Origin of the sequence: Lacihabitans sp. CCS-44 (assembly GCF_024343735.1) — a bacterium.
Taxonomy (GTDB): Bacteria; Bacteroidota; Bacteroidia; order Cytophagales; family Spirosomataceae; genus Leadbetterella.
Map to the genome: position 1 here is coordinate 100906 of NZ_RJUE01000056.1, position 15503 is coordinate 116408.

The 15503-nt window shown below is 38.0% G+C and carries 12 protein-coding genes; 3 read left to right on the forward strand and 9 right to left on the reverse strand.

The window, feature by feature from the left end; all coding sequences use genetic code 11:
- Window positions 1–81 precede the first annotated feature (81 nt).
- Window positions 82–1107 (forward strand): IS110 family transposase, encoded by a 1026-nt coding sequence (locus EGI26_RS11395; protein ID WP_255078432.1) that lies wholly within the window; start codon window positions 82–84, stop codon window positions 1105–1107.
- A 265-nt stretch (window positions 1108–1372) separates the two neighbouring features.
- On the opposite strand, the gene EGI26_RS11400 is transcribed toward EGI26_RS11395, so the two are convergent.
- Entirely contained in the window at window positions 1373–1876 is a 504-nt protein-coding gene (locus tag EGI26_RS11400; protein ID WP_255078434.1) for an HNH endonuclease, read from the reverse strand.
- A 153-nt stretch (window positions 1877–2029) separates the two neighbouring features.
- On the reverse strand, window positions 2030–2479 hold the full coding sequence (gene smpB / locus EGI26_RS11405; RefSeq protein ID WP_255078438.1) for an SsrA-binding protein SmpB: 450 nt from the start codon (window positions 2477–2479) through the stop codon (window positions 2030–2032).
- A gap of 670 nt (window positions 2480–3149) precedes the next feature.
- Here smpB and hflX point away from each other — a divergent pair.
- Both hflX and EGI26_RS11415 read left to right on the forward strand, forming a co-directional pair.
- On the forward strand, window positions 3150–4397 hold the full coding sequence (hflX, locus tag EGI26_RS11410) for a GTPase HflX (RefSeq protein ID WP_255078439.1): 1248 nt from the start codon (window positions 3150–3152) through the stop codon (window positions 4395–4397).
- A gap of 15 nt (window positions 4398–4412) precedes the next feature.
- On the forward strand, window positions 4413–5843 hold the full coding sequence (locus tag EGI26_RS11415; protein ID WP_255078440.1) for an MFS transporter: 1431 nt from the start codon (window positions 4413–4415) through the stop codon (window positions 5841–5843).
- A 247-nt stretch (window positions 5844–6090) separates the two neighbouring features.
- Here EGI26_RS11415 and EGI26_RS11420 read toward each other — a convergent pair whose 3' ends face one another.
- The 7 genes from EGI26_RS11420 to EGI26_RS11450 form a co-directional block, all read right to left on the reverse strand.
- The gene (locus tag EGI26_RS11420) at window positions 6091–7236 is read right to left on the reverse strand and encodes an aldose epimerase family protein (protein WP_255078442.1); all 1146 of its coding nucleotides are present in this window, start codon (window positions 7234–7236) and stop codon (window positions 6091–6093) included.
- Window positions 7237–7278: 42 nt separating this feature from the next.
- On the reverse strand, window positions 7279–8934 hold the full coding sequence (locus tag EGI26_RS11425) for a sodium/sugar symporter (protein WP_255078443.1): 1656 nt from the start codon (window positions 8932–8934) through the stop codon (window positions 7279–7281).
- Window positions 8935–9046: 112 nt separating this feature from the next.
- Complete coding sequence (locus EGI26_RS11430; RefSeq protein ID WP_255078445.1) at window positions 9047–9751, reverse strand: L-ribulose-5-phosphate 4-epimerase; 705 nt, start codon at window positions 9749–9751, stop codon at window positions 9047–9049.
- A 112-nt stretch (window positions 9752–9863) separates the two neighbouring features.
- Window positions 9864–11336, reverse strand: a complete 1473-nt coding sequence (gene araA / locus EGI26_RS11435; protein WP_255078446.1) for an L-arabinose isomerase — start codon at window positions 11334–11336, stop codon at window positions 9864–9866.
- Window positions 11337–11452: 116 nt separating this feature from the next.
- A complete protein-coding gene (locus EGI26_RS11440; RefSeq protein WP_255078449.1) occupies window positions 11453–11809 on the reverse strand; it encodes a four helix bundle protein in 357 nt (118 codons plus the stop codon).
- 71 nt (window positions 11810–11880) lie between these two features.
- Window positions 11881–13518, reverse strand: a complete 1638-nt coding sequence (locus tag EGI26_RS11445) for a ribulokinase (RefSeq protein WP_255078451.1) — start codon at window positions 13516–13518, stop codon at window positions 11881–11883.
- On the reverse strand, window positions 13515–15488 hold the full coding sequence (locus EGI26_RS11450; protein ID WP_255078453.1) for an alpha-L-arabinofuranosidase C-terminal domain-containing protein: 1974 nt from the start codon (window positions 15486–15488) through the stop codon (window positions 13515–13517). The genes EGI26_RS11445 and EGI26_RS11450 overlap by 4 nt, the downstream gene beginning before the upstream one ends.
- Window positions 15489–15503 lie beyond the last annotated feature (15 nt).

A 15503-nucleotide genomic window follows, 5' to 3' on the forward strand; every position in this document is an offset into this window, starting at 1 on the left:
AGACGATAATCCTATTAAAGGCTTTCGCAGAATTGAGTTTACTTAGGCCAAGTTTTTCTTTTCACTGTAAATTTAAACATTATGAAGTTAGAAGAGCAATTGAATTACAAATTATTTATTGGAATTGATGTATCTAAGAAAACTATTGACTCCGCAATTATAAACGATTTTGGTAAAAAAATTGGGCATAGAAAATTTACAAATAATCAATTTGGTTTTGATTCTTGCTTAGAGTGGTTGCGGGAGTTTTACCAAGATGGTCAAGTAATCTTTTGTTTAGAACATACTGGCATTTATAGTCGATTATTAAGTATGTTTTTACAAGATGAAGGCTTTTCGGTGTGTATGGAATCTGGATATGTTATCAAGCACTCTGGTGGTATTTTAAAAGGGAAGAATGACAAAATTGATGCGTACAGAATAGCGGAATATGCACTCAGTAACAAGTTTAAACTAAAGATTGCAGAGCATTATGATTTGAATATCATAAAGTTACATGATTTAATGACAACCAGAAATCGACTCGTAGTAGACCTTAAAAGGCTTACAACGCCAATTAACGAAATGAAGGAACATGGAGGTAAAGAATCGTATGATATGCTTCTAAAAGCTTGCAAGTCTGCAATCGATGGTTTAATGAAATCCATTAAGGAAATCGAGCAAATGATTGACGAGCTTATAGAAGAAGTTGAGGGATGGAAAGAAAGAATGGAATTGGTGACCTCGGTAAAAGGAATAGGTAAAATTGTTGGTCTTTGGATGATGGTTTATACGAAAAACTTTAGCTCAAAAATCAACGCCAGGCAGTTTGCTTCATTGGTTGGAATAGCACCTTTCGAGGAAAGCTCTGGAAGTTCGGTAAGAAAAGGGACACATGTGAGCAACCATGCACATAAGTTCTTGAAAGGCATACTCCATTCAGCTGCAATGTCTGCTATAAAATCCAGTTCTAGAATAAAAGAATATCATATAAAAAAGAAAAAAGAAGGTAAAAAAGGTTTTGTCATAATGAATAACATAAAGAATAAACTTGTTCAAACCGTATTTTCGGTAGTGAGAACAGGAATTCAGTATGACGAGTCTTTTCAGTACAAAAAGGTAGCATAATAATTGCAGTTTTATTTGTAATTACCTTAGCTATCTCAGCCACCATCGACTCCGCTCAACCACCATCGACTCCGCTTAGCCATCATCGACTCCGCTCAGCCACCATTGGCCCAACTCTCGGTTATTGTGAGATTTCGTCAAAATCCGGCCGTATTGAATACCTTTGAAAAACTATTGCAGAAAATACACAAAATTCAACGAAGTTGCACAAAGGGAATTGTCTGATTACCAGAACAACTTGTAATTGGAGCATTCTGGCAGAAGCCTATCTACTCTTACTCAAAAACGGCAGCCAATTTTCTTCCAAGTTACCCGAGCAATCTCTTACAAACATCAGGAAGGTGGGCTTGAAAGGTTTCACTTTTAAGTGCATCTTTGCCTCTTCGGGCGTGTAGCTGCCTTTCTCGGAATTGCAACGTTTGCAGGCAGTGACTAGGTTTTCCCAATGTGTTTTGCCTCCACGGGATTTTGGCATTACGTGGTCTAATGTTAAATCATTTTGCTTACCACAATAAGCACATGTGTTGTTGTCACGTTTAAATATATTTTGACGGGTCATTACCACATTTCGAAATGGCACTGAGACATAAGAATTAAGACGAATGATGGATGGAAGGGGGTAGTTTTTATTAATAGTTCTGATTTTATCTTTTGGATTTTCAGCTACCATTTCTGCTTTATTAAGATATACCAACAAGAATGCCTTTGGAACTGTACAGATACTGATGGCTCTGTAGTCGGCATTTAGGATTAACACTTTCCGCCCCATAAACAATTAGGTTTTTGAATAATAGACTAATTGTCAGGCAATTTAATGAATTCTTTCTGAAATATGAACCTAAGAAATGAAATTAATCAGAAAATAATATTGAGTGGTCAATTCTTTAAATACTAGAGTGTTAGGTATATAGTTCTATAAAACCTATTCGCCTCTACTTCTGTCTCTTGAAACGTCTTTTTCTTTAATGCTTTCACGTTTATCGTAGAGTTTTTTGCCTTTTGCCAAGGCTATATCGAGCTTGGCAAGGCCACCTTCGTTTATGTAGATTCGGGTTGGTATGATGGTGAGGCCTTTGTCGGTAAGTTTATTGATTAGTTTTTTTATCTCTTTTCGGTTGAGGAGCAATTTACGCTCACGTAGTGGCTCATGGTTGTTATAAGTGCCATTGTCGTATTTAGATATGTTGAGGTTTTTAACGTAAAGTTCGTTCTTTTGAAAAAAACAATAGGCATCGGCCATGCTCACTTTCCCTTCTCTGATAGACTTTATCTCGGTCCCTGAGAGTACCATACCTGCGGAATATTCTTCAAGAAAGAAAAACTCGAAGCGGGCTTTTTTGTTAGATATGTCTGTAGTTTTGACGAACTTCATTGCAATAGAAAAATAATTGGGATACAAAAGTAACAAAAAAAATCCCTGCCTCAATGATAGTGACAGGGATTCCGACTTACGTGCTTTCCTAATAATCCATGTGCTGGCCACTGGCCGTTACGAGGGATTAAATCTTTAAGAGCTAAGCTCTAATATCTTTGGTCGTGTTTGATTCTAGTTAGCAAATGTAAAAAGCGAAAAATAAAATTCCAATCAAATCTACGTTTTTTAACATTACAAAGTATTTATGACGATGTTTCTATCCGTTTAATAACTTTGCGTTATGCTATTATGCATTACCAATACTGTGCCAGTATTTTTGTAAATCATTAAAAAAAATAAAAAAAATCTACTCTAAAGAAATAAAAGATTGATTTATAACACTTTACAAAAATCATTAGATTTGACTCTTAGATTTTTAAAGCTTTGCGAATGTCCTGTGCCAAAGTTTAGAGAGTGAAGAATTACCAGTTGAACAAAAAAATCGCTAATATTGTCTTAATTTGTATTAAAAAATAAAATCGAATGATTTCTTCTTTCTCAACTCAATATTAGAAATATTCATAGGAAAACTTCATTTTAAGTTATGTTGTTGAATAATGACATTAACAAAGCTATATTTTCATAAACGCGAGCATTTGGACTCAGACAAAACATAAAAACTCAAGAATTGCAAAACAAACCTCTTATATCTACTACTAAACCGCAAGAAACTGCCATATTGGTGGGATTAATTTCACAAAAGCAAAATGCCGAAAAGACAAAAGAATATCTTGATGAATTGGCGTTTTTAGCTGAAACATCTGGTGTGAAAACTATGAAAGTGTTTGTTCAAAGGTTAAACTACGCCGACCAAAAGACTTTTGTGGGTAAGGGCAAATTGGAAGAAATACAGGCTTGGATAACCATAAATCCAGTTGATACCATCATTTTCGATGATGAGTTGAGCCCGTCGCAAGTGAGAAACCTTGAAAAAGCTTTCGAAAATATTAAAGTTTTAGATAGGAGCTTATTGATTTTAAATATTTTCTCGCAGAGAGCACAATCAGATCAGGCCAAAAGACAGGTAGAGTTAGCTCAATATAAATATTTGTTGCCAAGACTAACTAGAATGTGGTCGCACTTGAGTAAGCAAAAAGGAGGTATAGGTATGAGAGGCCCAGGAGAAAAAGAGCTTGAAACGGATAAGCGGATAGTTCAAGATCGAATAGCTCTTCTAAAAGAAAAATTGGAGAAAATAGACAAACAGTCGGCCACACGAAGAAAGGAAAGGAGTCAATTAGTAAGAGTGGCCTTAGTGGGATATACCAATGTTGGTAAATCTACACTGATGCAAAAACTTGCTAAAACCGAAGTTTTTGCGGAAAACAAATTATTTGCAACTATAGACTCTACTGTTAGAAAAATGGTTTTGGGGAATATCCCTTTTTTAATAACTGACACGGTTGGGTTTATTAGAAAACTGCCAACTACCCTTATAGAATCTTTTAAGTCTACTTTAGATGAAATAAGAGAAGCCGATATTTTGTTGCATGTTGTAGACATTTCACATGATTCGTTTGAAGAACAAATAGATGTTGTAAACGCAACACTGGCTGATATCGAAGCCAAAGACAAACCTACAGTTATCATTTTTAATAAATTAGACCAGTTTAAACCTTTATCTGTGGAAGGATTAGACAGGCACTTAGCAACTGAAGAAGACCTGAAAATAAATCTTGAAAGACTTAAGACTGGATATTTGAAGAAAAACGCAGAAAATGTTGTTTTTATTTCAGCTACAAAAAATGAAAATATTGCAGAATTGCGAGACGTAATTTTTAAACTTGTAAAAGAAAAGCATTTTGAGATTTACCCCAATTGGGACGCTGCAAAAAACGTGTTTTATGAATGGCAAGATGAATCAGAAGTAAACTAATAATAACCCTAAACAATGGAGAACAAAAGCAACTCAACCAATTTACCTGCACTTTATACTTTGATGACCGTTTGGTTTTTCTGGAGTTTTGTGGCAGCATCAAACGGAATATTGATTCCGCTTTTTAAAGAAAAATTTGAACTTCAACAATGGCAAGCTCAGCTAGTAGATTTTGCTTTTTATGCAGCATATTTTGTGGGCTCGGTGCTCTATTTGTTACTATCTAGCATAATGAAAACCGACATTTTGAACAAAATTGGTTACAAAAACGGAATTATTTATGGTTTGATAATTTCAGCTGTCGGCTCATTGATATTTTATCCAGCAGCAGAAACAAAATCTTACTTTTTACTTTTGACAGCTTTGTTTGTGGTTGGTTTAGGATTTTCATTACAACAAACAGCAACTCAACCGTTCATGATAGCCTTAGGACCTCCAGAAACAGGGGCTACAAGAATCAACCTTGGAGGTGCAGTAAATAACTTTGGAGGTACCATTGGGCCACTGATTGTTTCTTACGCCATTTTCGGGTCTATTTCGCCTGAGGCGGCCCTGAGTGCAACCATAGAGTCGGTAAAAGTGCCTTATTTGTTACTTGGCGGCTTGTTTGTTTTGGTAGCGGTGTTTTTTTGGATTTCTAAATTACCAAGAATAACCAACGATGAACATGTGGAAGCTGGACTTGGTGCGTTAAAATATCCCCAGTTGATATTGGGTATGAGTGCCATATTTGTCTATGTTGGTGTGGAGGTAACGATTGGGAGTAACTTACCTGAGTATTTAAAAGAAACGCAGGGCTTGGTTTCTTCGCAAGTATCTAAATATGTTTCGCTTTTTTGGGGAAGTATGATGGTGGGTCGCTGGACCGCATCGGTTGGAAACTTTGGGTTATCAGATAGTATAAAGAAAATTCTTTGGGTAGTGGTGCCTTTTGTAGCTTTTGGAATAGTATTGTATGTAAACTCTATTATGAGTGGCGATGTGAGCGACCTATATCCTTACGGTTTTTGCGTTATTGTGATGATTGTATCGTTTTTTATGGCAAAAGAAAAGCCAGTTAGAACTTTGTTGATTTATACCGGCGTTGGAGCGATTATGACTTTAATTGGTGTTTTTACAGAAGGAAAAATTGCATTGTTTAGTTTGATAAGTGGTGGACTTTTCTGTTCTATTTTGTGGCCAAGTATATTTTCACTAGGAACTGCAGGACTCGGAAAATACACCAACCAAGGTTCGGCATTTATGATTATGATGATTTTGGGGGGGGCGATTATTCCTGTTTTACAAGGAGTTATTGCTGATACTGTGGGTATTCAAACTTCGTATTTGTTAGCTGTAGCTTGTTTTGCTTACCTTTTCTGGTTTGGCATTAGAGTACAACAAGTACTCAGAAAACAAAATATTGATTTTGACAAGGAAGTAGCCAATGTGAAAGGAGGTCATTGATTAGATAATAAAGTTTATATGAAAAGCAGTAGAGATTTATATTTCTACTGCTTTTTTTGTTTTTAAGCTTTTTCTGGAATGAACTGAGAGCTTTTGGAGTTGAGTTCTAGGATGATAAGAAAATATATTTTCAGGTCCGACTAGCGTCTGACCGCACTAATGAAAAAAAGCCACGACAACTGAAAATAATTTCGCGTTATCGTGGCAAGTATTTGATTTCGGGTCCGACTATCGTCTGACCGTATTTTTATTTCTTTACTCCAAACTTATAAACAGTCGTAGAAGTATAGGTTTCGCCTGGCTTCAAGGTTGTTGTTGGGAATGCTGATTGGTTTGGAGCATCTGGAAAATGCTGGGTTTCCAAGCAAAAACCGTATCTGAATTCATACTTTTTGCCTGATTTTCCTGTTGCTTTTCCGTTTAAGAAATTTCCTGTATAAAACTGAACTGCAGGCTCGGTAGTAAATACTTCCATTGTTCTTCCTGAAACTGGCTCAAGAACATTGGCAACAGACTTTAGCTTATTGGTTTGATCTGTGAATACCCAGCAATGGTCATAACCTCCACCCAATTTAATATCAATATCTGTGGTGTCGTTGATTCTTTCTCCAATCAAATGAGCTGTTGTGAAATCAAATGGCGTTCCCTTTACTGGTTTCAATTCACCTGTCGGAATCAATCCTGCATCAGTTGGCAAAAACTTATCAGCATTAATGGTGATTTCGTGATCCGTAATGTCGCCATTGCCTTCGCCTTTCAAGTTGAAATAAGCATGATTAGTTAAATTCACCACTGTGCTCTTATCAGTTGTAGCCTTGTAATCAATGGAAAGGGAATTGTCATTTTTCAAAGTATAAACCACTTCCACATTTAAGTTTCCAGGATAACCTTCTTCTCCATCTTTAGACAAATAAGTAAGTTTCAATGCTGGTTCTGCTCCTTCGATGGGCGTAGCTGTCCAAATGGCTGCGTTGAAACCGTTCGAGCCTCCATGTAGAGAATTAGGACCATTGTTTATGGCTAGTGTATATTCTTTGCCGTCTAACGAAAATTTTCCTTTAGCAATTCTGTTTCCAAATCTACCTATTAAAGCACCAAGGTATTTGGTATTTGAAAGATAATCTTCTGGATTGTTTGAACCCAATGTGATATCTTCAAATTTACCGTTTTTGTCTGGAGCAGTCCATTTGATAATGGTTCCACCCAAATCCGAAATGGCTACTTCCATTCCGCTGGCGTTTTTTAAAGTGTAAAGTTTCACACTATCTCCTGATGCCAAAACACCAAATGGTGCTTCAGAAATATTAGTTTCCGACATACTCGTTTCGTTTGTTTTATTGTTGTTACATGCAACGGCCGCTAGAGCAGTTATTGCGATTAATAATTTTTTCATTGTTTATGTTTATGGTTGAAATTGTTTTAAAATTAGTGAGTTCTACCAAAATATATAGTAGATGATACAAAATACTGTGACAATAGCGATTGTACCATATCTAAATTCCGGCGTAACTTTAAACCATTCTTTGTTTACTTCAAAGGCGTTGTTACTTTCTTTGCCCTTAGATTCTACCAAACTCATGGCAATCATGACTAAAGCACAAATCCAGAACACTACTCCCATACGGTTCATAAAAGGAAACTCTGGCCACACATAGGCTATCAAACTGCTCAAAGCAATACTCAAAATAGCAGAAACCAATGCAGAGTTTGCTGTGGTTTTTTTCCAGAAGAATCCAAGAAGGAAAATGGACAAAATGCCCGGAGAAATATATCCAGTGTACACTTGAATGTATTCAAAAGCTTGCCCGAAATTAGCTAACAAGGGACTAATCATCAAGGCCAAAGCAAAAGAAACTAGAATTGCGATTCTTCCCGTACGCACCGTTTGCTTTTCGCTCATGTTTTTGTTGAAAAACTTCTGATGAATATCCAATACGTAAATGGTGGATATACTGTTGGCTTTACCCGCCAAACTTGCCACGATAGCCGCCGTAAGGGCTGCAAAAGCTAATCCTTTAAGACCCGTAGGCAAAATATTCAACAAAACTGGATAGGCATTGTCAGGTTTAACTATTCCATTTTGAGTAATACCATTGACTATGGCAGGATCGGCATTTTCTTGAAACAAAACATAAGCCGCCAAACCAGGCAACACCACAATAAACGGCATTAACATTTTTAAACCAGAAGCGAAAAGAAGTCCATTTCTAGCTGTTTTCAAATCTGCACCCAAAGCTCGCTGAGTAATGTATTGGTTACATCCGAAATAGTTAAGATTATTTACCCACTGACCACCAATGACAAACATCATGATACCCGGCAATTGCTTGTATGCATCTATAAAGCCGCCTTTCCCATCATGAACCGAGTATTGCCCAGGACTAAACATCATGTGTAAATGGCTATCTGCTTTTTCTTTAATCAAGCTTAGTCCTTCTAATACTCCCGAGCCAGAACCTACCCTATTCGACAATAAATCCAAAGCCAAATAGGTAGTAGCCAATCCTCCAATTACTAAACATACTACCTGAATCACATCTGTGTAGCCAATTACCTTCATGCCTCCAAGAGTAATAATTATTGCGAAAATAGTCAAGAAAAATGCACATGGCATAAAACCAAAGCCAGTCATTTTTTCTAAACTTAAAGCTCCAAGGTATATGATTGAAGTGAGATTAACGGTAATATAAAGAAACAACCAAAAAACAGCCATTATTGTAGCCAAACGAGTATCATAGCGTTTAGCCAAAAACTGAGGCATTGTAAAAATCTTGTTGTTGAGATACATGGGCAAGAAATATACTGCCACAATAATTAATGACACACCGCCCAATAATTCATATACCGAAATGGCCAAACCAAGTTGAAAAGCTTGTCCCGACATGCCAATAAACTGCTCTGCGGAGATATTTGAAGCTATCAATGAGGCTCCAATTGCCCACCAAGTAAGAGAGCCTTCGGCCAAGAAAAAGTCCTTTGAGTCAGCGGTTTGTTTGCCTTTGTTTTTGTAGACCCAATAGCCGTAACTGGCCACAATCACAAAATAGACCAAGAAAATAAGATAATCGAGCGTTTCCAATCCAAGTTTCATACGTTTTTATTTAGGGTTGATTTTAAAATAGTTATGAGTTATGAGTTATGAGTTATGAGTGAATTGAAAATCTGGCATTACGGTTCCGATTAAATAATTACATTTTCCAAAACTAACATCCTTGTCCATAATAAGCATCTTTGCCGTGTTTTCTTTCATAATGTTTTTTTCTCAAAGAATCCTTCAATCTGGCGGTATTCGGATTTATTTGTAACGTTAACATTGCCATTTTGGCCACTTCCTCCAAAACCGCTGCATTGTAAACAGACTTTGCAGCGTCTTTTCCCCATGTAAACGGCCCGTGATTCTGCAAAAGCACCATTTCTACTTCTTTATGACTTAACCCTTTTTGCTCAAATATACCAAAAATTTGGTTACCAGTCTCGTGTTCATAATCGCCCTGAATCATTTCGTCAGAAAGTGCTGGTGCACAAGGGATATCTTGGTGGGTATGGTCGGCGTGAGTGGTTCCGAAAATCGGGATATCTAAACCCGCCTGAGCCCAAGCGACTGCATGTGTGCTGTGGGTATGCGTTATGCCTCCAATATCGTCCCAAGTTTTATAAAGTAAGGCATGGGTTTTGGTATCAGAAGATGGTCGCATTTTACCTTCAACTACCATGGCATCAAAATCCATGATTACGATATCTTCCCATTTCAATTCTTCATAAGGCACTCCAGAGGGTTTAATGGCAAAAACGCCATTTGCTCTATCTACCGCACTTACATTACCAAAAGTAAACAGCACCAGACCCAGTTTTGGAAGTTGCATATTGGCTTCGAAGCATTCTTGTTTAAGTTCTTTGTAATTATTCATTTGGATATTAAATATTTAATAGAACACGGATTTGATAGATTTGACACCGATATTGTTTTTAGCTTAATTTAATCTATATCTGTGTCCAATCCTTTAAATCCGTGTGCCAAACTCATCCCCTCAACTGATTCCTCAAATCACGAATCTTAGTATCGGCATCTATCACAACTAACTCTATATCAAACATTTCTGCAAAGTCTTCAAGATATTCAGTAGTCAAGTTTTGACTAAATACAGTATGATGAGCTCCGCCCGCCATAAGCCATGCTTGCAAGCCAGTTTCCATGTTTGGAAGGGGTTTCCACAGTGCTCTTGCGGTAGGAAGTTTCGGGAAGCTCTCTGTTACCGAAACTGCCTCCACTTCATTTACCAATAATCTGTATTTGCTACCCAAATCTATCAAACTCACGTTTATCGATGGTCCGGCACAAGCATTAAATACCAATCTTACCGGGTCTTCTTTACCACCAATTCCTAAAGGATGTACTTCGCAACTTACTTTATCGACCGCAATACTTGGGCATATTTCGAGCATGTGCGAACCCAAAACCATAGGATTGGATGGGTCAAAATGATAGGTATAGTCTTCCATAAACGAAGTCCCGCCTTTCAATCCTGTTGCCATCACTTTCATTACACGGGTCATGGCCGAAGTTTTCCAGTCGCCTTCGCCACCGTAACCGTAACCTGCGGCCATCATACGTTGCGAGCCAATGCCGGGTAATTGACGCATTCCATGCAAATCTTCAAATGTATTGGTGTAGGCTCCAAAACCGCCGTCTTCCAAAAACGCCTTGATTCCCAATTCGATTCTGGCCGCTTCTATCAACGAGGACCTCATGCTTCCATTGGACTTTAAAGAATCCATCATCACATAAGTTTCTTCATATTCTTTTACCAATGCATTTATTTCAGCATCTGAAAACTGATTGATTATTTTAACCAAATCTCCTACTGCATAGGTATTTACAGCCATCCCGAATTTTTCTTCGGCTGATACTTTGTTACCATCAGTTACCGCCACCTGACGCATATTATCACCAAAACGAGCCACTTTGAGATTTTTCATTTCGTTGCGACCTAAACACACCCTTGTCCAAACCCCAATTTTGGCTTTTACACTTGGGGCATCCCAATGGCCCACCACCGTTTTGCGGTTAATGTTCATTTTGGTCAATATAAATCCATGCTCACGGTCGCCATGTGCCGACTGGTTAAGATTCATAAAGTCCATGTCGATACTTGCGTAAGGAATGTCTCTGTTAAATTGAGTATGAAGATGAAGCAGGGGTTTTTGAAGTGCTGTTAGTCCTTTTATCCACATTTTAGATGGAGAAAAAGTATGCATCCAAGTAATAATTCCAATGCAATTTTTGGCGTAATTGGCTTCGTTGCAAATCGTCAGAATCTCTTCTGGAGTTTTAACAACAGGCTTAAAAACTATTTTTACAGGAATATCACCAGAAGCATCTAATGCATCAGCAATAATTTTAGAATGCTCATCTACTTGGCGAAGGGTCTCTTCTCCATAAAGATGTTGGCTGCCAGTTACAAACCAAACTTCGTATTGTTTTAAGTCTATCATTTTTTTTATTTTAAAAGGCACTAAGGCAAAAGGCATTAGGCATAAGTGAATGTTTTTGTTTATTTTAGGCACTAAGGCAAAAGGCTTTAGTCATACCTAAAGAAATCTTTTTTTAACTATAGTTTTGAGATTAGTGAATTTGTCATTTTCTCGATTTCTTTACTTAGATTATTCAGGGGTTCAAATTCACTTTCCTCTAAATAATTTAACCTTTTGGAAACTTCTAATTGAGTCTGGAATTCATAAAGTGAGCCTAATGAAATACTTAAGAATCTTTTATAATCACCAGTTGAACGTCTACCATAACCTTCAGCTATGTTACTTGGTACAGAAATAGAGGATCTTCTAATTTGGGAAGTCAGACCGTAAACTTCTTCTTTTGGAAATCTAGCAGATGCTCTATATATGTCCGTAACTAAATCCATAGACTTCTGCCATATTAATAAATCCCTGTAGCTTAATATTTTATCCATCGTATTCTAAAAATTCTTTATCTTTCTATCTTTAATTGTGCCTCAGGTCTTGTCCCTTGTGCCTGAATGCCTTATCCCTTATTTTCAATAAACTGCCCAAACGACAAATATTTTTCATAAAGCTTCTTATAAATCTCTACTTTCTCTTTCTCAGGGAAATAGGTTGCATCAAAACCTGAGCCCATAGCCTTTTGAGCTTCGTTTATGTTTGTGAATACTCCAGCGGCAGTAGCGGCATTCATGGCGGCACCTAGTGCACATGCTTGATCCGAACTAGCGACTTTGATTGGCATATCTAGGACATTAGCCAGGGTTTGCATCACGAAAGTTGATTTTTTAGCTACACCACCAATTGAGATTACTTGGTTGATTGGCACACCTTCATTGATAAATCTTTCAACGATGGCCTTTGAACCATAGGCTGTTGCCTCCACCAATGCTTTGAAGATCTGACCTGCATCAGAGCCCAAATTTAGACCATAAATAGCACCCTTCAAAGTATGATTTGCATCTGGTGTTCGCCGGCCATTAAACCAATCCAAACTGATTGGATCATTTTCTGTTAAAACAATTTGGGCGGCTTTTTCTGATAAATGTGGAATTAACTTTTCTGACAATTTGTCTTTTTCTTCTTGGCTTTCCAACAAATCAAAAACTGGTCCGAGAATCATTTTCTGGAACCAAGCATACACATCTCCAAAAGCAGATTGACCCGCTTCCATGCCCAACATTCCTGGTATTATAGAACCGTCAACCTGACCACAAATTCCTTTTACTAACAAATGACCGACTTCGTCATTAGGAGCTATCAACATATCACAAGTGGATGTCCCCATGACACGAACAAGTGAGTAAGGCTCAATCTCGGCACCCACGCCGCCCATGTGGGCATCAAACGCCCCTACACCAATAATTACGTTTTTAGGTAAACCTAGTTTCTCAGCCCATTCGGCAGATATATTGCCCATGGCTTGGTCAGAAGTATAGGTTTCCGAAAATAATCTTTCTCTTAAACCTGCCAAAAGAGGATCCAAAGTGCTTAGAAACTCTTCAGATGGCAAGCCATCAAACTCTGGATGCCACATGGCTTTGTGGCCAGCTGCACAACGACTCCTTTTCAATGTTAGCGGATTGGTGTTTCCGGTCAACACCGCCGAAATCCAGTCGCAATGCTCCACCCAAGAAAAGGCTTTTTCACGAATACTAGGGTCAACTCTGAGTGTTCTTAAGATTTTTGCCCAAAACCATTCTGAAGAATAAATGCCACCAACGTATTTGGTATAATCCACTTTCCAGCCATGTGCCAGCTTATTGATTTGCTCGGCTTCGTGGTTTCCTGTATGATCTTTCCAGAGAATAAACATGCCATTGGGATTTTCGGAAAATTCTGGCAAAAGTGCCAAAGGCGTTCCTTCTGCATCTACGGCAACTGGTGTTGAGCCTGTTGTATCTACCGAAATTCCTACTATGTTTTGGATAACTCCTTGGCTTTGATCTTGCAAAGCACCCCTTATGGCATTCTCTAAGCCTTCCAAATAGTCCAATGGATGTTGACGGAATTGTGAATTGGTGGGATCACAATATAAACCTTTCTTCCAACGGGCATAATAGTGAACATGAGAGGAGATTTCATTTCCGTTAGTGTCTACTAAAAGTGCCCTTACAGAATCCGTACCGTAGTCTAGTCCAATTGTATATTTAATACTCATTTTTTTATTCTAATAATTTGAAAAGTATATCCATCCAAATTTACCAATGTTTTACCATTCAAAACACTCGAGGTTGATTCAATAGGTATAAATTTATTAGGTTTGTCTATCGTGTTGAAGTTTTTCAGGTCTTTATCTGCCAATATTATAGATTTTCCAAAGGTGGTTTTAGCCAAACCTTTAATATTTAGCTCCAAAGCTTTATTTGTGGCTGAAGTGTTTACTAATTTAATGATTACCTCGTTGGTTTTAGCATCGAAAGCGGCCGTAGCATACAGCTCCTGCTGTCCGGTTAAATTTTCTCCATTGGATTTGATAGACAAAGTACTTGAGCCAGCGTTTGTGGCGTATAGTTTTTGAACTTGATAATTGGCTGTACCAAAGGCTGTTAAATTATCGAACCAAATCAAGTCGGGCGTCCATTGCCAGCGGTTAACATGTGCAAAAAGTGGTGCATACGATGTCATATAAACCACATCAGCATTGCGTTCCAAACCTGTCATAAACGCAGCCTCTGACAAAGCACATTCCCAATTGTTTTTGTTGTCGGGACTAACTATGGCATGGCTTTGAGCCGCATATTCACCAGCAAAAATCTTATACCGGTTTCTATCATAGTTGTCATAGCGTTTTGCATTGTCTCTAAACCATTTTGGGTCTTTGTAATAATGCTCATCTACAATTTCAGCATTTAACTTTGGCAAAGCTTTTTCTGCTTGCTCGAATAACTCTCCATCAGAAGCAGGACCCGTTCCCGATACTAATTTCACATCAGGATATTTAGCTTTTACGGCTTTTGAAATTTTCTCGTAACGCTCAAAATATTCTTGACCCCATTGTTCATTTCCTATACCAATCATTTTAAGATTAAAAGGCTGGGGATGGCCCATTTCGGCACGCAAAGCTCCCCATTTTGAGTTTACATCACCATTGGCAAACTCTATTAGGTCTATGGCATCTTGAATGAATGGGTCTAAGTCTTCGAGAGGGGTAGTTTCTGAGGAATTGAACTGACAAGCCAAACCGCATGAAAGAATTGGTAGTGGTTGAGCACCGATGTCTTCACACATTTGGAAATATTCAAAAAAACCTAAGCCAAATGTCTGGTAATAATCAGGTGCTGGTCGATGGCTGAACTCCATGTTCCAACGGTTGACCAAGAGCTCACGGTTCTCTACTTTTCCAACCGTTTTTTTCCATTGATAACGCTCCGCCAGGGTTCGGCCTTCTACAATACATCCTCCTGGAAAACGTACAAAACCAGGTTTCATGTCGGCCAACAATTGCACTAAATCTTTACGAAGACCACCCTTGCGGCCTTTCCAAGTATCTTGCGGAAAAAGTGATATTTGATCGATATCGAGTTGACCTTTGCCTTTAAAGTTAATGTTCACTTTTCCTTTTTGCACAGTTTCTGAGGCGGTAATGACCCCTTCTACACGACCCCAACCCAAGGAGTTAGACCGAACTTGAGTAGAACCAATTACTTCACCTTTTTCGTTTAGTAGCTGCACTTCAATATATACATCACCACTATTGATTTTCACAAAAGCTGAAAAATCATACATCTCGCCTTTTTTTAAACCAATACCATCAAATCCTTCATTTTGAAGTCCCAATTCTTGCGAAGCATCCCTTTTTTCAACTCTTACCACTCGGGGGTTTGTGGGATTGTTTCTGGCATTGTTAAATATTGTGAGCTCATTGCTTGTATTGAAACGGGTTTCGGCTTGCGGCAAATGTTTCCAGCCCATCCACGGATATTCGAATTCGAACGAACGATTTTTGATAAGTTCAGCATAAAGACCACCATCCGCTCCAAAATTAATGTCTTCAAAGAAAATACCATACATCGTTGGTTGAATGGGCACCAAAGTTTGGGTAGCATCTATTTCAATTTTTTGAGGGTTTTGAGCCAAAGCATTAAGCCAAAAAAATAGGCCGACTATCAACAGGTTTATTTTTCTCATATTTTTATCGCTAAA

What these genes read in the sequence shown, in the direction of transcription:
- EGI26_RS11395 (WP_255078432.1), top strand. Translation starts at nt 82, where the DNA reads ATGAAGTTAGAAGAGCAATTGAATTACAAATTATTTATTGGAATTGAT.
- EGI26_RS11445 (WP_255078451.1), bottom strand. Translation starts at nt 13,518, where the DNA reads ATGAGTATTAAATATACAATTGGACTAGACTACGGTACGGATTCTGTA.
- EGI26_RS11450 (WP_255078453.1), bottom strand. Translation starts at nt 15,488, where the DNA reads ATGAGAAAAATAAACCTGTTGATAGTCGGCCTATTTTTTTGGCTTAAT.
- EGI26_RS11420 (WP_255078442.1), bottom strand. Translation starts at nt 7,236, where the DNA reads ATGAAAAAATTATTAATCGCAATAACTGCTCTAGCGGCCGTTGCATGT.
- araA (WP_255078446.1), bottom strand. Translation starts at nt 11,336, where the DNA reads ATGATAGACTTAAAACAATACGAAGTTTGGTTTGTAACTGGCAGCCAA.
- EGI26_RS11425 (WP_255078443.1), bottom strand. Translation starts at nt 8,934, where the DNA reads ATGAAACTTGGATTGGAAACGCTCGATTATCTTATTTTCTTGGTCTAT.
- EGI26_RS11400 (WP_255078434.1), bottom strand. Translation starts at nt 1,876, where the DNA reads ATGGGGCGGAAAGTGTTAATCCTAAATGCCGACTACAGAGCCATCAGT.
- EGI26_RS11415 (WP_255078440.1), top strand. Translation starts at nt 4,413, where the DNA reads ATGGAGAACAAAAGCAACTCAACCAATTTACCTGCACTTTATACTTTG.
- EGI26_RS11430 (WP_255078445.1), bottom strand. Translation starts at nt 9,751, where the DNA reads ATGAATAATTACAAAGAACTTAAACAAGAATGCTTCGAAGCCAATATG.
- smpB (WP_255078438.1), bottom strand. Translation starts at nt 2,479, where the DNA reads ATGAAGTTCGTCAAAACTACAGACATATCTAACAAAAAAGCCCGCTTC.
- EGI26_RS11440 (WP_255078449.1), bottom strand. Translation starts at nt 11,809, where the DNA reads ATGGATAAAATATTAAGCTACAGGGATTTATTAATATGGCAGAAGTCT.